The organism is Pseudoalteromonas sp. 11L1 (assembly GCF_055397545.1).
Genome location: NZ_AP041141.1, coordinates 2,148,684 through 2,168,178, shown reverse-complemented (window position 1 = coordinate 2,168,178; position 19,495 = coordinate 2,148,684). Strand labels below are relative to the sequence as shown.

Here is a 19,495-nt window from a genome sequence, read left to right as displayed (position 1 = left end):
GTTAATATTAGGTTAACGTATGTACCTTTAATAATAATTATAAGGCCTCCCAAAGCTGCCTATGTCGAATACTATCGATACCACTAAAGCGCTCGAAACTAAAACGGATCAATTGAGTATAATCAATCAGTTCTCATCAAGTTTATTGCAACTGAATACGTTAGAAGCGCTTTTTAGTTACGTCACCACACAAGTTGTTAATCGACTTGGGTTTGTAGATTGTGTTATCTACTTAGCAGATGACAGTCAGTCTTTGCTAAATCAAGTAGCTTCTATGGGTATTAAAAACGGGCATATCAGTTATCAATCTGAGCGAAAAATCATTCGCTTTAGCGAAGGCATTACAGGTTATGCAGCATCTACAGGCCAAGCTTTAATAATTGGCGATGTAACTAAAGACAACCGTTACATAGCTGACGAGCGCCCGGCTCAATCAGAAATATGCGTACCCTTGATATACAAAGATCGTGTCCTAGGGGTTATAGACTGTGAGCACCCAATAAAAAATTACTTTACTAGTTCACATTTAGAGATTTTAACCACCGTAGCTCACTTACTAAGTGCAAAAATCAATCAAGTGAATACCGTTAATAGCTTGCAAGACACTGTTATGCAGCTAAACAATGCACAAAAATTAGAAAGCAGCCTACTGCAAATAGCTAATTTAACTTATAAAGCACAAAATTTAGACACCTTCTTTCAATCTTTGCATGCGATTATTGACAGCTTATTGACTGCGAGTAACTTTTTTATTGCGCTGTACGACAAAAAAGAAGACGCGCTCGACTTTGTTTATACTGTTGAAGGCGGTGTACAAACAAATACCCACAAAGTTATTTCAAAAGAGCAACTAAAAGAAACAGCCTCTTACTATTTGCTGATCAATGAACGCCCACTGTTACTCAATAAACAGCAATACTTTGAACATATTGCACAAGGTCATTTTAAGCTAGTAGGTGAACAAGCGGATTCATGGCTAGGCGTGCCTTTTAAAGTTAATGAGCGCATGAGTGGCGTTATTGTCGTGCAAAGCTATGACAATCAACATTATTACAATGAACATGATAGCTCGTTGCTAACCTATGTAAGTCGACAAATAAGCATGGTTATAGATCGGCATTTAGCTCGTCAAGAGCTTGAGCACAAAGCGCTGCACGATGAGCTAACTGGGCTTGCAAACCGGTCGCTATTAATAGAAAGGATGAAGCATGCAATTTTACGCCTAAATCGCGCAAAAAAAGGCACTTTTCATGCCCTGCTCTATCTGGATTTTGACCGCTTTAAAAGTATTAATGATTCATTAGGCCATGAAGTAGGCGATCACTTTTTAATTGCTATATGTAAGCTTATTACTGAAACCGTTCGCAATACCGATACTTTCTCTCGCTTAGGTGGCGATGAGTTTGCTATTTTCATGGAAAATCTTAGTCATCGTGATCAAGTAAACGTTGCCCTGACTCGTATTAAAACGGCACTATCTGAACCCGTTAATATTGATGGCCATTTACTGCAACCGTCCACCAGCATTGGCGTAGCATTTAGTGGCAACGAAAATGATGAAGCATTTGTATTATTACAACAATCCGATGCGGCTATGTATGAGGCAAAATCATCAGGACGTGGTCAAGTTAAGTTTTTTAATAATGTGATGCGTAATAAGCTAAAAACGCATGCAGATCTTGAAAACGACTTACAGCACGGTATTGAGCATAATGAATTTGAACTGTATTTTCAGCCTATATTTACTATTAACAGTAGTGAAGTTATAGGGTTTGAAGCTCTCGTACGTTGGCATCATCCAAAGAAAGGGTTTGTATCACCGAGCGACTTTATTCCAATTGCAGAAAAGACCGGGCAAATTATTAACTTAGACTTGCATTTACTCGACCTCGCAGCGCAACATATTGCTTTGTGGCAACAACAAGGTCATCGCTTTTTACGTGTCACGGTTAATGTGTCGTCTCGACACTTTGCCAGCTTAGAGTTTGTAGAGCAGCTCCATGAAATTTATAAAAAACACCAACTACCATTAGGCTCATTGTGTCTTGAGATAACAGAGTCGGGGTTAATTGAAAATTTAGAATTAGCGACGCAAATTATACAAGGATTATCGCCTTTAAAAGTGTTGCTTTGCCTAGACGATTTTGGCACTGGCTACTCTGCCTTAGGTTACTTGCATCAACTGCCTATTCATGTGCTAAAAATTGATAAAAGCTTTATTGATAATTTAAAAACTACTGCTAACCCGTTAATAGATGCTATTTTAACCTTGGCTATTTCTTTAGATCTTATTGTTATAGCCGAGGGAATAGAAACTGCTGAACAACTTACTATTTTACAAAAAACCCAATGTGATTACGGGCAAGGCTTTTTAAAATCAAAACCGGTTACAGCAAAAGAGGCTATTTCACTAATACACGCCCCTCTTTAATAAGCTAAGCACAGCTGGAATTTACAACCTCAAGTATTCAGGATTAAACTGACCGCTGTGCTTACTCGCTTTAATACTCTTAAATAACTTAACCCAGTTTGTAAGAACATACCAATTAAGCCTTGATGCTAACCTTAACAACATGTTTTACAACAACATAGTAATTGTTAAAAACATAACTTATTCCATAACCAAACTCACCCTACACTGTTTTTAATTTCTGTTTAACTATTAAACCTAATTTATGTAATTCACCGATATAAAAATTCATTACAAACTTTCAGATAATATTAGGGCCTATTGATTTCACAATCATCGACAAGCCCCCATTTAACACCTTAATTTAACATGAGCTAAATTCAACAATAAACAAATAACAAAACAATATTTGACTATGGAAAGTTAATAAATTTAATGTTTGCAGTAAAAAACACACCAAACCTCACTTTTATAGCCATCTAGACGTTGAAACGATTTTTATATAAGCGTAGTATGTAGTTAATCTAAGCAATACTCACCATACCCATGAGATTTATTAAAGATGATTGACATTAAACACCTAAAAACTATAGCGACCCTTAAAGAAACGGGATCGTTAGTTAATACAGCCCGCGAGCTATTTTTAACTCAGTCAGCTTTATCACATCAGATCAAAGATTTAGAAAATAAATTAGATTGCCAGTTGTTCGAACGAAAAACTCAACCCGTCCGATTTACACCTCAAGGTATGTTATTACTTGAATTAGCACACGAAATATTACCTAAGTTAGAAGCAACTAAATGCCGATTAAAAGAAAGTTTAAATCAGCCAATCTCACAACTGCGGTTAAGCGTAGAGTGCCATGCATGCTTTCACTGGTTATTGCCTACTATTAAAGAATTTAATAATTTCTGGCCTGACATAAAGATTGATTACGAACGTGGTTTTAGTTACGACGCCATCCCAGATTTATTAAATGATGAATTAGACCTAGTGCTTACATCAGATGTGCGTGAACCCGACAAACTAGAATACGCCCACCTATTTGACTTTAAACTTAAGCTAATAGTGGCGCCGGATCATGACTTAGCTAAAAAAGCCTACGTAACTGCGCTTGATTTAAAAAACGAAACTATTATTTCTTACCCTATTCCGCGTGAGCGCCAAGATATATTTAAGCATTTTATTCAAAATGCACGTTTTGACGGCACGCTTAAAACAGTTGATCAAGGCTTACTTATATTTCAATTAGTCAGTGCAGGTATGGGGGTAGCGGCCCTACCCGACTGGCTAGTTACCCCTTATGAAAGCCAGGGGCTAATTAAGTCAATTCCACTGGGCGCGCTTGGTTTAACCCGTCCGATGTACTTAGCGATGAAAAAAGACATGAAAGACAATCCGGTTTACCGTCATTTTTTAAACACCTGTAAATTAAATAACGGTCGATAAATCTAAAACTTATGAGTAACATGTTAGTAAATATATTCAACCGTGTTACTCATTATGTTTGAACTTAAAAAAATATTGGGCGGTTTACTCATGCCGTTACCATTACTAGGTTTACTTAGCCTAATACTGCTTATTTTTGCACTCAAACAACGAAAGCGTGTTATTACCTTGTCTTTTTTAAGTCTTACAACCTTATTACTTGCCAGCACGCCTTGGTTTGCCAACTTATTGATTAAACATAATCAACCTACTTCATTGGCTTTTAATTTCCTTAAGCACCCCAAAATAGACAAAATTGTGGTGCTTGGCTGTGATATAAACCCTAACCCGGCACTCAGCGCTAACAGTCAGCTAGGAAATTGTGCATTAACACGTTTAGTGGAAGGCATTAGGCTCGCAAATATATATCCGCGAGCTCAGCTAATTGTATCGGGTGGGGGTTATGAAAAAATCACCAACAGCGCACTCATGTATAAAACGGCAATTAGCTTGGGTATTAATAAAAATCGTATTGTACAAAATCCAAACGCAATGGACACAGCGCAAGAAGCCGCATTTTTAGCCTCAAAACTTGTCGACTATAATACCGCTTTAGTTACCTCTGTAAGTCATATGCCCAGAGCAATAAATTTATTCAATGCACAAGGTGTCGCAGCAATCCCAGCAGCAACTGACTACCACAACTTTGCCGCTTACCCGTGGTACAAGCAACTCATACCCAACGCAAAAGCATTATTAGTGGTAACTCAATTTGCCCATGAAGTTGTCGGTAATGCATGGATAAAAATACGTCGTACAATAAATCCGGAAGCTCTTTGATTTATTAAATCTTTATTTAGCTAAATATATTATCCCCCTGAAAAACCTCGGTAATTAGTTTATTAACAGGGGATATTAAAAAATAAAAAACACTATTAGCTATAAACAAGCCTATATTTGTTATTGTTGATGGGTTTTAACCTCTGCAGCTTGGTTCCAAAGACGATACAGTGTGAACAAGAATACACAAAGAAATAATAAACTGAGGGCTGTTAGGTTCTCAACCCCTAAAGAATCAAAGGTAGTGCCAAAAGTAAAACCTCCACCAACTAAAACAACGACCCAAGCGAGTGCAGAGCATGCATTTAATAGGCTAAAACGGCGCCAACTAATCGAGGTGAGCCCAATCGGTAGAGCACCAATAGTGCGAAGCCCTTTTGGATACCGATATAAAAAAATGTAGGCAGTACCATAACGATTTGCAAGCTCAGAGGCTGTTTTAAATAACCGACCTAGTCGGTTTGGCTTTTCAAGCCATGTAGTGCCATATGTTCTTGCGAGAGCAAATCGTAATTCATCCCCCAAATATCCGCCCATAAAAGCTGCCAGAGCAACATAACCAACATCAAGTGCACCGGTATGTGCAGCATAGCCTGCAAATAAGGGTAACCACCCACTTTTTAAAGCACAATAACCAAAAAGTAACAGATAAACCAACAACCCATATTGCTGTATTAAATCTAACATATCTTCCATTTTATACCTTTACGTTGAATTGCCTGGCGGCGAGAAAATAACATTTTAATTTAAACGGGATAATTGCAGCGAAAGATCTGTTATGTACCAATGTAATAGAAGCTTCCTTTGGCTTGATAAAGTAGTTAGTTTTTTTTGAAGATTTTAAATAACCTACTCAGGATAAATGATGAGTAGGTTACATTAATGACATTGCTTTTACGGCAAGCGTTTACACTGGGTTATCTATATCAATAAATGTTACGTCAAAACTATATTGCTCTGCGAGAAGCTCTCCCAGCGCTTTAATACCGTATCGCTCAGTGGCATGGTGACCTGCAGCAAAAAAGTCGATATTTTGCTCGCGTGAACTGTGAATAGTTTGCTCTGATGCCTCACCGGTTAAGTAAGCATCTAACCCCTGCTCGGCTGCTAAGTCAATATACCCTTGCCCACCACCAGTGCACAGCGCAATGGTTTCAATTTTATCATTACGCACTAAGCTTGTTAGTGGCTCGCGATTGAGTACTTGGCCTATTTTTTTAGCAAATTCGCACCCCGTTAGCGGCGTTTTTAACCGCCCCTTCATCGCGACACTGTTGTTAATTGGCTCTAAACCCGCCTCAATTTCAATATCGAGTAATTGCGCCAGTTGAGCGTTATTGCCTATTTCAGGGTGAATATCTAATGGCAAATGATAAGCAAATAAATTGATATCGTTAGCTAAAAGCGCAGCCACACGACGCTTTTTCATGCCTGTAATTGGTTGCGACTCACCTTTCCAAAAATAGCCATGGTGTACCAAAATAGCATCCGCATTTTGTTCAATGGCGGCATCAATAAGCGCTTGGCTTGCTGTAACACCGGTTACTATAGTACGTATTTCATCTTTACCTTCTACCTGAAGTCCGTTTGGACAAAAATCGTTAATGGTTTCTGGTTTCAATAACGTGTTTAACAGTTGATTAAATTCTCTACGTTGCATACTGCTTACCTTACTTTGCACTGAATTTTGTACAAATTTTGGCGGTTATGCACTAAAAATGAAAGGAAAATCGCAAAAAATTGAAAAACAGTTCTAAAATAGGTATAAATACCTCTTCTTTATCTGTGAAAACAACGTATAGGGTCTCTGATGAGCAAACTAGACAAAACAGAAGTGTTATCTGCCTTTGAAGCTGCATATGAAGCTGCTAACGGTAAAAAACCTGAAATAACAACTAAACCTGGCTGGTACAGCGTTGATGGCGGCAAGAATATGCGCCTAGCTGATGTAGCAGAGCTGACTAAAGAATTAAGCTCTGGAAAGTCTACAAAAAAAGCTGCAGTAAAAGCACCCGCTAAAAAAACTAAAAAAGCTGCTCCTGTAAAAGCACAGAAAAAAGCGCCTTTCACCGTGATCACTGAGAACGAAGAAGGTTACACAGCAGAAGAGCTTTGGATAGTAGAGCTTGCTCGTAAAGATCACGACTGTCGCCTACCGCGCGGTGTAGTGTAATTTACTGAGTGCTCAGTTTAAAAGAAACCGCGTTAAGCGGTTTTTTTTATGCTCGTCACTTGTTATTAACTACATAATAATTAATCTGAGCTCTAGCTGTTTAGATAAATACAGCATAAAAAAGCGACCGACTAGCCGCTTTTTTATCAGTAAGCCTATACATTATTCAAAAAATAATGGGGCACGTTGTTTTTTACCAACTTCGTTCATCGTTGCTGCGTCGAACAAGCGGCCGTTGATCATAGTGTAATCAATTTTGTCTGAATCACGAATGTTTTCCAGTGGGTCGCCATCTATAACCATTAAATCTGCCAGCTTACCAACCTCTAATGAGCCTACGTTTTTATCTAAACCTAGGTATTTAGCAGGATCGAGAGTTGATGCTCGAATAGCCTCAAGCGGCGTCATACCACCTTGAGCAAACATCCACATTTCCCAGTGCGCACCTAAACCTTCACGCTGACCATGTGCACCTAAATTAACCAGTACACCTAAATCTTGTAGTTCAGCTGCCACACGTGCATTGTTAAAGTGGTTATAGTGATGATCGGGCGCTTTAACACGACGCATTGAACGTGGTAGTAATTGATTTTTTGGCACAAACTTGCTCAACCGAGGATGATTCCACACATCAGTTTTATCGTACCAGTAGTTTTCACCCCAAATACCGCCATAGGCAACCACCAATGTAGGTGTATAACCTACATCACTTTGTGACCACAACTGCTTAATATCATCATAAATATGTTCAACCGGAATGGAATGCTCAATCCCTGTATGCCCATCAACCACCATACTCAAGTTATGTTGTAATAATGAGCCCCCTTCTGGCACGACCATCATTTCAAGTTCACGACCAGCCTCAATCACTTGCTGACGCTGCTCTCTGCGAGGTTGGTTATAAGATTTAACACTAAACGCCCCTACTTTCTTCAAACGCTCTAAATGAAATTTAGCATCATCTAATGAATCAATATGCGAAGTATAACCTGGCATATTCGCGCCATATAAAATAGTACCAGTAGAAAAAATACGCGGGCCGACAATCATACCGGCTTTTTGCATTTCACTGGCAGTGAATATTTCAGTGGTGTCGTTTGATGGATCGTGGATGGTGGTAACACCTAGCGCAAGGCCTGCAAAGTTTTTCCAATTTTGTTGTGGGATAATTTCATCGCTTGCTTGTGAGCCATGCGCATGCGCATCAACCATACCAGGCATAATTGTTTTGCCTGTTACATCAACAATCTTAGCATTTTTTGGAATGCTAATATCTGCAGCAGAGCCAATAGCTTTAATATGTTTACCATCGGTAACAATAACGCCATTTTCAATGACTTTTTCGCCGTCCATGGTAATAATTTTTGCGCCAGTTAAGGCAATCATGCCTTCTGGTTCAGCCATTTTTTTGCTAAAACCAATGTTAGTCCCACTTTTGACTTTAACGCCTTGGTCATCGGCTTTATTAATAGCAAACATTCCATCTAAACTGGCATGGTATAGCTCAGGGCCAAGTGTCCAATAGAGTTTATTGCTGTTGGCACTCCAGCTAATATTTTCACCAGCACGAACAGATAATTGCTCAATTGGAAATTGGCTGTCTTTAGGCCCAATATTAATGGTTTTACCACGCTCAACAAACGGTGTTACAAACACTTTAAAGCGCTCTGCAAATGCTAAATACTCACCATCAGGTGAGACCCTAAATTCAGTTGCATGTTCTGATTCATAGAGTTTGCGCACTTTTTTACTTTCAAGCTCAACCACACTTAACGTTGGTTTAGGCCATGGACTCATAACATAAACACGATCGTTGGCACTACCAAACTGCGGTTGGTAACCACTTTTAGAAATTAGTTCACTCTTACCACCTTTAGTGCTAACACTGTAAATACCAGGGTGTAATGACCATTCAGGGTTTAAAATACTGCCACCACTGGCTTTACGATATACCACTGTTTTGCCATCTGGACTAAAGGTAGGCTCTACATATTTACCTGGTTCATCGGTAATAGTATCGCCGCGACCACTTCGTGCAGAAACAACGCGCACTGTGCCTTGTTCATTATCGTCCCACGTGGTGTAGACAATTTTTTTGCCATCACGCGAGTACTGTGGAAATAACTCATAATGATCGGTTTGCTTGGTTAAACGTTTGATTTTTCCTGAGTCTAAATCGCGTTTATAAATATGACCTAGTGCTTCAAACAATGCCGTTTCACCATCTGGGCTAATTTGTACATTTCGCAGCATTTTTACATCAAATTCTTCAGTATCGATATTTTGAGTAAAGCGCACCGCTTTTTGAATTTTTTTTGTGGTGTCTATTTTGAATGCAATATCGCTGACAGATTTATCATCGACATTGAGTTTATGAATGGTGCCACCAGCCCAAAATACTAACTCTTCATTATCTGGTGTCCACGCAATTGTTGGGTATACCCCATGAATAGCCCATGTTTCTTGCATATCGCGCTCTAGCTTGTCATATAGCTTGGTATGCTCACCGCTGGTTAAATCGTATAAGTACAGACTAGTTTGAAAGTCATCACGCTTTACATAGGCAAGTTTTTTACCATCGGGTGACGGAGTTGGTCTGATTGCCCCACCCATACCACTAATAATCGTTTCTATTTCACCCGTTTCGCGGTCATAACGCTTAATTTTATAAATACCCGCAACCGAATCTTTTGAGTAATGAAAGGTTTTACCTGGGGTTGCATCATGAGAAAAATAAACATAACGACCATCAGGTGAAAACATCGGCTCACCTAAATCTTTTTGATCGTTTTCACGTTTAGTCAGTTGAACCCCTTTACCACCCGCTTTATGATAAAGCCAAACTTCACCCGCGCCTAAAGAGCGACTGGCGGTAAAGTGCTTACGCGCAACTAAATAATCGCCATCAGGGCTCCACGCCGGACTATTAAGTAAACGAAACGTTTCATCCGTTACTGCGGTTTGGTTCTCGCCATTAACGTCCATAACCCAAATATTATCACCGCCACCTTGGTCTGAGGTAAAAGCAATGTGCTTGCCATCTGGGCTAAAACGCGGCTGCATTTGCCATGCGATATCAGAGGTTATTTGAGTGGCTTTACCACCACTCATTGGCATAGTGTAAATATCGCCCAGTAAGTCAAATACTAGGGTTTCTCCATCAGGGCTTATATCTACATTCATCCATGTGCCTTGTTGCACACTAATTGATGCATCTACAAACTGCCCTTTTGGTGAATCAACTTGCCATTTTTTTTCATCTGTTTGCTCTGCGTGTACTTGACCCAATGTCAATGAAACCGATAACGCAAGCGCTGTTTGCAGCATTTTTTTCATGCTTATCTCACTTATTATTGTTGCTGTGTGTTGCTCTATTACATGATTGCAACAAAAACGCTAGCAAGTTACCAGCGTAATAGGATGAAGTGCATAAAATTAATGCCAAACGATAGGATCAAATTGATAAAAATCCACCAGCAGACGGTAAATCTCGGGGTCTTCACGGCGTAAATCCGCTGGTTTTTCTAAAAATGTTTCGGTGATCACCGCAAAAAATTCTGCCTCATTTGTGGCTCCGTAACTATGAATAACATTTGGCATACTATAAGCTACGTGCGTTTTTAACTGCGAAAATGCTCGGCTAAATACCTTGCCCCATTGTTGATATTGGGCCTGCGATGACAGTAGTGGCGTGCCGGTGGTTTTACCGGTTTCTTGATCAAGTTGATGCGCAAACTCATGAAACACTAAATTGTGCCCGTCACTGGGTAAGCGGTTTCCCTCGAGTACATCATGCCAGCTTAGCACCAATGTGCCTCCAGGCCACGACTCACCTTGCCTTACGGTGTTATGAAAACTAACAAGGCCGGCGTTATCGCGACTTTCTTGAGGCGCGTAGTACGCACTGGGATAGAGTAAAATTTCTTTCACGTTTTTATACAAAGGCCAGGGTTTATTTAGTACCAACAGGCAAGCATCGGCGGCAATAATGAGTTTCATTGCTTCAGTTAGTTGCAACCCATCACAGCCAACAAAGCGCTTTTCATTTAAAAACCACACAATATGAGATGCTAACTTGGCTCGATCTGCATCAGTCATTTTGTTATAGATTGGCATAGCCCGCAGTAACAGCGCATGCTGTTGTGGGCTTAAAGATAAATTACTGTATTTACGGTGCCACAGAGTATTTTGAATATCAGGCCAGCGCCAAAAAATAACGACAAACGCAAAAAGTAAGAAAATCAATAATCCGTTTACCATTTAATAGCCCAATAATTATCTATACAGTATTAATTGGTCCATAAAACTAGAATTCAATTATTTAGCACTAAATAAAAAGCCACACATCTGTTAGAGCGTGGCCTTTACTTTAGCTAGTTGACTGTTTATTTGTAATCGTTCTAACGATACAGAGGCTGCCATGCACATGTACGATAGCCATATCGTTCAAAGTAGAAACGATTACAGTTGGTATCATAATTACTTGAGCCAACATCTATGCGATGTTCACTTATATATTTATTATGCAGAGAAACCTGTTGCCCGTTATACAATAAAGTAAAATGAACATGAGGACCTGATGATTGGCCGCCCTCACACAATGCTTGATTATAATTATTGGCATAGCGACCTAACCATGCACCAGGTTGAACATAGTCACCACTGCTATATTGAAGGTTTGACATATGGTAATAGTTGGTTGAATAGCCACTGGCGTGTGTAACTCGAATATTGCAGGAAGAAAAGCGAGTTACCGTTCCGCCATGTGCAGCTTGAACAAAGGGAGTATTAGCGCCCCAGCCACCAGAGCCATTGTTAAAATCAAGTGATGAGTATGGGTAGCCAGAGCCCGTATTTGAGTGAGCACCACCACTGTACCAATAGCCAGACGGCCATGGTAAATTCATTTCAAAACTAGCCGCTAAAAGTTGTTTTGCATTATTTTGATCTACACTATTCAATGAACGTTGCAATTGACTAGTGTGACTAGGAAATACACGGTCAAACGCAGCTAAAAACTCTGTCAAAGTCTGTCGATTATTTTTAGAGTTTGATGCCAATTTATTACTATCTGCAAACAGACTTACTAGAGCCGCAGTTGCAGCTGTGCTACTCGTAGTTTGGGTTACCTGATTTCGTTTTTTTAACGTATCTTGTGTCTCTTGCCACTGCTTATAAGCATAAAAGCGTTGACTTAATTTCATCACCACGTCTTTTACTTGCGCATCAAAACCGAGCTTGTCTGTTATACCAGCTAAAGGGTTTTTAATATCAGCATTTGGGTTTGAAAGTAAGCCACTTTGTTGCTCTATCAGCGCTAAAATTACTTTTGGATTAATGCTGGTATAACCTGCCCAGTGTAAAATGAGCTCTTTTTTATCTTCAATTGCTGACGCATGTAAAGAAAAAAAGTTATCCCAATCTACGTTTAATAATGAGTCATTAAACACAAATTGCGTATCATCAATAGTCAGTAAAGAGTTAAGCTTGAGTGATGCTAAAGCCTGTTTAGTAAACAAAAAGTCATCATGCTTATCGCCTTCTGCTAATACCACGGGTGAGGCCCCTAGAAGACTTGCGAATGTAATATTAATTATCTTGTTTTTCATCTTATATTCCTTAAGTAAAAAGCAAAAAAACCCCTAATGGGTACACAAGGTATAGCACCCAAGATAAAATAAAGTTAATTAATATTACTTATGCTTACATATAATTACTTAATGAATTAACTTAACCTACACAAATAATAAAGAAGTTGAAATTATCTATATGATAAAAGCTGTCGGAAAAAACGATTTAACGCATTAAAGCAGCTCTTTTTAGGAAGCTATGCACTCAACCCTATTTCGGCCATTGTTTTTTGCCTTGTATAAAGCTTGATCAGCACGAGATAATAACCGATCATAATCATCGACATTATCTGAGTCAGAAACACCAAAGCTCACGGTTACGCTAAGCCCTTGGGCAATAGACGAAAAGTCTTTATTTTCAATTTCTTTGCGTAATTGTTCACATAATTTCTGTGCTTGCACAGTATTCATGTCAGGAAATACAAATGTGAATTCTTCACCGCCCCAACGAGCCACTTCTTGCTCGCCTTCACAATGCGCTTTAAGAATATTGGCGACTTCACATATAACCTGATCGCCAATCAAATGAGACCAACCATCATTAATGCGTTTAAAGTGGTCAATATCCATAATGGCAATCGCAAGCGGAGTATTACGCGCTTTAAAATCTGTAAAGTTGTCGGCCAGCCAACCATCAAATGCACGGCGATTCGGTAAGTCGGTGAGCTGATCATGGGTAGCTTGATAAGCAAAGGCACTAGCTTGCTCTTGCAGTGCTTGGGTTTGCTTCACCACTCGGCTAGTTAGCTCTTTTTCTACTTGCTTATAGCGATACAAGCGATAACGATATGCACTATATATGACAACCACAAAAATAAAAAACACCACTAGCTTAAAGCTGGTTTTTTGCCAAAAATGCGATTGAATTTCAAAATGAATCACTTTGTCATTTTGCTGCCAATCGGTATTAGGATAGGCAGAACGCACTGCAAATGAATATTTACCCGCGGGTAAATTAGTATATTCAGCTGTTGCAATATGAAAACGATCAACCCATTCATCGTTAAAGCCTTTCATTTTTGTTTGAAAGTTTAATCGCTGCGGCATGATAAAACTTAAGCCCGCATAATGGAACGACAGTCGTGTAACTCCAGGTGGCAAAACAAGTGTGTCACCATCAACAGGCAATAACATGGGTTTACCATCTACAGAAAAACTTTCTACAATAGTTGGTAACGGTATCTCGGTGGCTTCTTTTAATCGTGCGGGTTTAACCGTACTCACCCCTTTTGCGGTGGCAAACCAAATAGTACCATCTGAATGCGCTGTAGCCGAAGGCGTTGACCCTCCATTGGCTTGCGCACTGAGCATGCCATCGCCCTCATCGTATAATTGAAAAGCTAGCGTCTGACTACCTTTTGTAGCTGAATCTAGCAGCTGATTAACCTGCTTATAATTAACTTCAATAATGCCACGGTTACTTGATAGCCAAAGTGAATCTTTAAAGGGGACAATTTGAAAAAGCTTATCAACCGGTAATCCTAACTCCCTCCCTAAAATAGTCATATGGCCATTTGAATGTTGATAACGCAATAAACCTCTATCGGTCGCCATCCAGGTATATTTATCGTCAATATAAAAGCCAAACGCATATTTAGCCAAAAACGCTTCAGGGAACTGAATTGGTTGAAATTTCTCCGTATTGGTATTGTAAACTACTACGCCATTGCCAGTGCCTATCCAAATATTTGCCCTCTTATCTTCACTCAAAGCTAGAATAAAGCCACTCGGCAACTCTTTCTCATTAGTAAATTGGTCTAAGCTGCCGTCGGTATTAACTCGCGTTAACCCCATGGCTGAACCTACCCATAGACGATTTTTTGAATCAAAAAGTAACGATCGTACTTCATTACTACCAAGGCCATTATCACGATTTAAGTAAGGTACAAGCTCGTTATTAACCACCTTCAACACACCTGAAGTGTATGTACCGACCCAAACATCACCTTGGCTTTGTTCGAGTAAGCTCAATACTGAATAAGGAGAGCCTTGCTTAGTACCTTTAAGATGGGTAATTTTATTGTTTTGCAGCCGATCTAAGCCTGTACTCCCGCCTATCCATAAACTGCCATCAGAATGTGACAGTACCGTGCGTACATAATCGCTAGATAAGCCTCGCTTTTTTCCCCACGATGAAAACGGGGCTTCTCTTAACCTAAATACACCCGCGTTGGTCCCTACCCAAATACTGTTTTCTCTGTCTTGTAATAACGACAATATGCGGTTTGCAGGTAAGCCATTTTTAGCATCTAATTGCTCTATGCCATCAACACTGAGTCTAAATACCCCTTTATTAATAGTGCCAAACCACAAATCACCATGGTTATCTTCTAATAAACTAGAAATAGACTCTGCATTAAGCTGTGGATGGGGTGACTCAAACACATTGCCATTTAATACTCGCGCACCTCTTTCACTTCCAATAACAAGGCGTCCTTCACGGGTAATCAATAGAGTATATACAGGTGCATCTGGCAAACCATGATGTGGAGTCATCAATGTAGCCGTGTAATTAACTATTTTATACAGCCCATCACTGGTTGCCGCCCATATAATGCCCTGCTTATCTTCAATTATTCTGTAAGCACTGACGTTTTGTATTATTGGGATATCTTGAGTGCTTTTGGCAGGTCGATAAAACACACCATCATTTTCAAGTGCTAACCACAAATCCTCGTTTTTACTCTTAAATACGTGATTAACCATTGCTTGGGCGTTAGGTTGAGTGTCCCATTGTCGGTGCTGATATAAACTAATACCGCCGCGCGCTCCGGCTATGAGTAAGCCGCCATCGGATGTGGGGGTAAGCGCACGTACGCCTGAGTCAGGCAAATCGGTAATTTCTGAGCGGGTAAATAGTTTAAATTCTTGACCGTTAAAGCGGGCAAGCCCTTCCCAAGTACCTACCCATAAATAGCCATCTTGTGTTTGTGCAAGGCTATTAATGCTATTGTGAGGAAGGCCCGACCGGGTATTCCACGTTTCAAAAAAATAATCGCGCAACGGCAGCCGAGTCTGTTGCTGAGCATTAACAGTAAAAATCACCAACAAGAAACATAAAATCACCAAGCGATTCATCAGACACTGCCTTTATAATTATTAGTTTTTATATTTGAGTAAATTCAAGGTGAAAATTTAATTAGAAACCATCACCAACAAATAATAACATAAGATTTACAACTTTTTCATTAAGTATTATCACTCAAACTATCAAATGTATGTTGCAATCGTTGGATGAACTTAGCCACATGTAGTCCATCTAGTAACGCATGATGAACATCAATGGAGAGTGGCATTTCGCCTGTATCGGGGTTGTATTGACCAAACACAAATTTAGGGATGCCACAGCTTTGGTCCTGGGTAAACGCATGCGAAAAGCTGCTAAAGTTTAACCAAGGTAAAACAGAAACGTGAATTAAATCAGCTTGTCCTTCAGTTGCTGCAAAGGCATCAGAAAACAGCGGGTTTAACCTTGCTTCATGACTAATCGCTTTTGCTTTATTAGCAAACTCATTTAACGAGTTTTGCTGTTTAAAATAACTAAAGCGAAACGAGTCATCATCGGCAAGCTCAACCACACTCGCGCGCGTGGTGTTTAAATAATAAGGTTTTTGATTAACAATACGCAGCATCATCGGCTCATACTCATGACATGCTTTTAATAAGCAATAAACATAACCATGAAAAAAAGCACGATTAGTTTGTTTACACGCGGTATATAACTTTTTAGCACTGAGCTTTACACAAACATTAAAATAAGGCTGAGTGAAGTTTTGAAACAATTCAAAATGTTGTTTGCGCGGCCACTGATCAAAATCAATAGCCCGAAGAGATAAATCGGCAGAAGACATAAATTATACACAGAGCAAAAGTAAAATTTTACCTCGCTTTGCCTATATTCGCATTAACTAAAATGATGCTTTGGGTGTAGTTATACCAAAGTCTTATATAGGCATAAAAAAAGGAGCGATATTCGCTCCTTAGTTGAACTAAATAAAAACTTAAAGTCCGTTTTCAATAATTTCTTGAGCAAGCTCATCAGCAATTAAATGCGTTGATTTTTGTTCTTTTTCACTACGGGTAAAGATTTCGCTTAATGTATCGAAAATTTTCTCTACGTGTTTATTAGACGCCTCTTTACTGTAACCTTCAGGCGCTGTTTCGTAATACACGTTAATAATACCGCCTGCATTTATTACATAATCTGGTGCGTATAAAATACCTTTTTCACGTATAATTTCACCATGGCGTGATTCTGCAAGCTGATTATTTGCACATCCTGCTATTATAGTTGCTTTTAAACGAGGGATCGTTGTGTCATTAATAGTGGCACCTAACGCACAAGGCGCATACACATCAACATCTAAGTCGTATATTTCATCAATACCAACCGCTGTTGCACCAAAATCGTTGACTACACGCTCAACTGCGGCTTGGTTAATATCAGTAACAAATAATTCTGCACCAGCTTCAGCCAAGTGCTTACATAATCCATAAGCTACTGCACCTAAACCTTGCACAGCTACTTTAATGCCTGAAAAATCTTGAATGCCGCGCTGATGATGAAGCGCTGCTTTCATACCTAAAAACGTGCCGTAAGCTGTAAATGGCGATGGGTTACCACTTTTGCCTTCAAGGCCTAGCACGTAATTTGTTTCTTTGTTCATTAACGCCACATCATCACACGTGATATTTACGTCTTCTGCTGAGTAGTAACTGCCATTTAAACGCTCTAATTGACGACCAAATGCACGAAACAACTGTTCAGACTTGATCTCTTTTGCATTGCCAATAATAACTGACTTACCACCACCAAATGGCAAGCGTGCCACAGCATTTTTATAGGTCATCCCTTTTGATAAGCGCAATACGTCGTAAACTGCATCCTCATCGTTGGCATAATCCCACATTCTACAACCACCTACAGCTGGGCCTAAATTTGTGTTATGTACCGCAATAATAGCCTTTAAACCAGACGCTTTGTCTGAACAAAAAACCACTTGTTCATGGTTATCAAATTCAACTTGATTAAATACAACCACTTTAAATACTCCGAAAATAATGGGCCCTTTTGGGCAAGCACGCTACAAATTGACGAGACTTTATCACTTCAGTTGATGGTTCGCCACACTATGAGTAGATAAACCAAATAAACCGCACTCAATAGAAAAATAAAACGGTTTATCGCGATAAATAAGCATAAAAAATTTAATAATAATTATATTATTAAGTATAAAAGCTAAAAACGTCATCGCGATTAAAGTTTACGCTTACGTGAACGTCACTTTGAATTTATATGTAAACTTAATAGTACATCTTGAAAAAGAACACTACATCATAAAATACAATGGGTTATATAATATCTGTCTGCGCAGTATAAACTGGTCTGAGGTGTTTAAGTATCTGCAAATTTTAAAAATAAAAAAACGAGCACGGGGTGCTCGCTTTTATGATTGCTGTTTATACAGAAAACTTACTTCATTTTACTGTCTAGTTCTTCAATTTTTGCTTTCCAAATTGCAGGGCCTTGGGTGTGAGCATTTTCACCTTCGCTGTCAACGGCTACCGTTACTGGCATATCTTCTACTTCAAATTCGTAGATAGCTTCCATACCTAAATCTTCAAAGGCAACAACACGTGCTTTTTTAATTGCTTTAGATACTAGATAAGCCGCACCGCCTACAGCCATTAAATACACTGACTGATGCTTTTTAATAGACTCAACCGTTGCAGGGCCACGTTCAGCTTTACCAATCATTCCCACGATGCCTGTTTTTTCTAACATCATGTCAGTAAATTTGTCCATACGAGTAGCCGTTGTCGGGCCTGCAGGACCTACTGCTTCATCGCCTACTGCATCCACAGGACCAACGTAGTAAATAAACTTGTTATCAAAATCAACACCTTCAGGTAAACCTTCCCCTGAGTTGATCATATCTTGCAGACGCTTATGAGCAGCATCTCGACCCGTTAAAATAGTACCTGAGAGTAAAACGGTTTCACCCATTTTCCATTCTTTAGTGTCTTCTTTAGTCAGGGTATCTAAATTAACACGGCGTGTGCCCTCACCGACTTCGAAAGTCACTTCTGGCCAGTCTTCTAATTTAGGTGCTTTTAAATTCGCAGGGCCTGAACCATCAAGCGTAAAGTGAACGTGGCGCGTAGCAGCACAATTTGGGATCATAACCACTGGCTTTGAAGCCGCGTGAGTTGGCGCCGTTTTAATTTTAATATCAACAACCGTGGTTAAACCGCCAAGACCTTGCGCACCAATACCTAATTTATTCGCACGTTCAAAAATTTCTAAACGCAGCTTTTCTTCTGTTGTTTCTGCGCCGCGCTCAATGAGTTCATGAATATCAACCGGATCCATTAATGATTCTTTCGCCATTACCGCTGCTTTTTCTGCCGTGCCACCAATACCTATGCCTAGCATACCTGGTGGACACCAACCCGCCCCCATTGTTGGTAACGTTTTTTCTACCCACTCGGCCACATCGTCAGATGGGTTTAACATCACCATTTTACTTTTGTTCTCTGAGCCACCACCCTTAGCAGCCACCATCACTTCAACTTTATCGCCTGCAACTAAGTCAATGTGTACCACTGATGGCGTATTATCTTTAGTATTTTTACGTGTTCCCGCAGGGTCGGCAACAATCGATGCACGCAATGGGTTATCTGGATTTAAGTACGCACGACGCGTCCCCTCATCAACCATTTGTTGTACTGTTAAGTCGGTTGTATCCCAATTAACATCCATACCTACTTTTACGAAACAGGTGATGATCCCAGTATCCTGGCACAGCGGACGCTTACCTTCTGCCGACATACGCGAGTTAATTAAGATTTGTGCAATCGCATCTTTAGCGGCTTTGCTTTGCTCTTTGTTATACGCTTTTTCTAGCGCTTGAACAAAATCAAGAGGGTGGTAAAACGAGATATATTGCAAAGCATCTTCAATGCTATCAATAAAGTCTTGCTGACGAATTGTACTCATAGTGGTTCCTTAA

13 protein-coding genes are annotated in these 19,495 nt (G+C 39.7%); 4 read left to right on the top strand and 9 right to left on the bottom strand.

Features of this window, described 5'->3' with window-relative positions; translation table 11 throughout:
• Positions 1-61 precede the first annotated feature (61 nt).
• The 3 genes from ACZ5WS_RS10225 to ACZ5WS_RS10215 all read left to right on the top strand — a co-directional run bounded on the left by ACZ5WS_RS10225 (position 62) and on the right by ACZ5WS_RS10215 (position 4,679).
• A complete protein-coding gene (locus ACZ5WS_RS10225; RefSeq protein WP_290170694.1) occupies positions 62-2,431 on the top strand; it encodes an EAL domain-containing protein in 2,370 nt (789 codons plus the stop codon).
• A 541-nt stretch (positions 2,432-2,972) separates the two neighbouring features.
• Positions 2,973-3,860: a LysR family transcriptional regulator gene (locus tag ACZ5WS_RS10220; protein WP_010388553.1), complete on the top strand. Its 888-nt coding sequence runs from the start codon at positions 2,973-2,975 to the stop codon at positions 3,858-3,860.
• 54 nt (positions 3,861-3,914) lie between these two features.
• The gene (locus ACZ5WS_RS10215) at positions 3,915-4,679 is read left to right on the top strand and encodes a YdcF family protein (protein ID WP_464708350.1); all 765 of its coding nucleotides are present in this window, start codon (positions 3,915-3,917) and stop codon (positions 4,677-4,679) included.
• Between the two features lie 120 nt (positions 4,680-4,799).
• On the opposite strand, the gene ACZ5WS_RS10210 is transcribed toward ACZ5WS_RS10215, so the two are convergent.
• Positions 4,800-5,375 (bottom strand): DedA family protein, encoded by a 576-nt coding sequence (locus tag ACZ5WS_RS10210; RefSeq protein WP_464708347.1) that lies wholly within the window; start codon positions 5,373-5,375, stop codon positions 4,800-4,802.
• A gap of 211 nt (positions 5,376-5,586) precedes the next feature.
• The gene (locus ACZ5WS_RS10205) at positions 5,587-6,339 is read right to left on the bottom strand and encodes a Nif3-like dinuclear metal center hexameric protein (protein ID WP_138609424.1); all 753 of its coding nucleotides are present in this window, start codon (positions 6,337-6,339) and stop codon (positions 5,587-5,589) included.
• Between the two features lie 150 nt (positions 6,340-6,489).
• On the opposite strand from ACZ5WS_RS10205, the gene ACZ5WS_RS10200 reads away from it, so the two are divergent.
• Positions 6,490-6,852, top strand: a complete 363-nt coding sequence (locus ACZ5WS_RS10200) for a hypothetical protein (RefSeq protein WP_010388549.1) — start codon at positions 6,490-6,492, stop codon at positions 6,850-6,852.
• 162 nt (positions 6,853-7,014) lie between these two features.
• On the opposite strand, the gene ACZ5WS_RS10195 is transcribed toward ACZ5WS_RS10200, so the two are convergent.
• The 7 genes from ACZ5WS_RS10195 to ACZ5WS_RS10165 form a co-directional block, all read right to left on the bottom strand.
• Complete coding sequence (locus ACZ5WS_RS10195; protein ID WP_464708343.1) at positions 7,015-10,188, bottom strand: amidohydrolase family protein; 3,174 nt, start codon at positions 10,186-10,188, stop codon at positions 7,015-7,017.
• A gap of 99 nt (positions 10,189-10,287) precedes the next feature.
• Entirely contained in the window at positions 10,288-11,112 is an 825-nt protein-coding gene (locus ACZ5WS_RS10190) for a M90 family metallopeptidase (RefSeq protein WP_464708340.1), read from the bottom strand.
• Positions 11,113-11,252: 140 nt separating this feature from the next.
• A complete protein-coding gene (locus ACZ5WS_RS10185; protein WP_464708338.1) occupies positions 11,253-12,461 on the bottom strand; it encodes a M23 family metallopeptidase in 1,209 nt (402 codons plus the stop codon).
• A gap of 210 nt (positions 12,462-12,671) precedes the next feature.
• On the bottom strand, positions 12,672-15,560 hold the full coding sequence (locus tag ACZ5WS_RS10180; RefSeq protein WP_464708335.1) for a ligand-binding sensor domain-containing diguanylate cyclase: 2,889 nt from the start codon (positions 15,558-15,560) through the stop codon (positions 12,672-12,674).
• A gap of 110 nt (positions 15,561-15,670) precedes the next feature.
• Positions 15,671-16,333 carry a CatA-like O-acetyltransferase gene (locus ACZ5WS_RS10175; protein ID WP_138609434.1) on the bottom strand — a complete coding sequence of 221 codons (663 nt, stop codon included), beginning with the start codon at positions 16,331-16,333 and terminating at the stop codon, positions 15,671-15,673.
• Between the two features lie 150 nt (positions 16,334-16,483).
• Positions 16,484-17,524, bottom strand: coding sequence for a Leu/Phe/Val dehydrogenase (locus tag ACZ5WS_RS10170; RefSeq protein ID WP_010388535.1), 1,041 nt, complete (start codon positions 17,522-17,524; stop codon positions 16,484-16,486).
• A gap of 431 nt (positions 17,525-17,955) precedes the next feature.
• A complete protein-coding gene (locus ACZ5WS_RS10165) occupies positions 17,956-19,482 on the bottom strand; it encodes a fumarate hydratase (RefSeq protein WP_464708332.1) in 1,527 nt (508 codons plus the stop codon).
• Positions 19,483-19,495: the final 13 nt, after the last annotated feature.

Excerpts from the sequence above, each read along its gene's own strand:
- ACZ5WS_RS10215 (WP_464708350.1), top strand. The coding sequence starts at position 3,915 with ATGTTTGAACTTAAAAAAATATTGGGCGGTTTACTCATGCCGTTACCA.
- ACZ5WS_RS10205 (WP_138609424.1), bottom strand. The coding sequence starts at position 6,339 with ATGCAACGTAGAGAATTTAATCAACTGTTAAACACGTTATTGAAACCA.
- ACZ5WS_RS10220 (WP_010388553.1), top strand. The coding sequence starts at position 2,973 with ATGATTGACATTAAACACCTAAAAACTATAGCGACCCTTAAAGAAACG.
- ACZ5WS_RS10185 (WP_464708338.1), bottom strand. The coding sequence starts at position 12,461 with ATGAAAAACAAGATAATTAATATTACATTCGCAAGTCTTCTAGGGGCC.
- ACZ5WS_RS10225 (WP_290170694.1), top strand. The coding sequence starts at position 62 with ATGTCGAATACTATCGATACCACTAAAGCGCTCGAAACTAAAACGGAT.
- ACZ5WS_RS10175 (WP_138609434.1), bottom strand. The coding sequence starts at position 16,333 with ATGTCTTCTGCCGATTTATCTCTTCGGGCTATTGATTTTGATCAGTGG.
- ACZ5WS_RS10190 (WP_464708340.1), bottom strand. The coding sequence starts at position 11,112 with ATGGTAAACGGATTATTGATTTTCTTACTTTTTGCGTTTGTCGTTATT.
- ACZ5WS_RS10165 (WP_464708332.1), bottom strand. The coding sequence starts at position 19,482 with ATGAGTACAATTCGTCAGCAAGACTTTATTGATAGCATTGAAGATGCT.
- ACZ5WS_RS10180 (WP_464708335.1), bottom strand. The coding sequence starts at position 15,560 with ATGAATCGCTTGGTGATTTTATGTTTCTTGTTGGTGATTTTTACTGTT.
- ACZ5WS_RS10200 (WP_010388549.1), top strand. The coding sequence starts at position 6,490 with ATGAGCAAACTAGACAAAACAGAAGTGTTATCTGCCTTTGAAGCTGCA.
- ACZ5WS_RS10210 (WP_464708347.1), bottom strand. The coding sequence starts at position 5,375 with ATGGAAGATATGTTAGATTTAATACAGCAATATGGGTTGTTGGTTTAT.
- ACZ5WS_RS10195 (WP_464708343.1), bottom strand. The coding sequence starts at position 10,188 with ATGAAAAAAATGCTGCAAACAGCGCTTGCGTTATCGGTTTCATTGACA.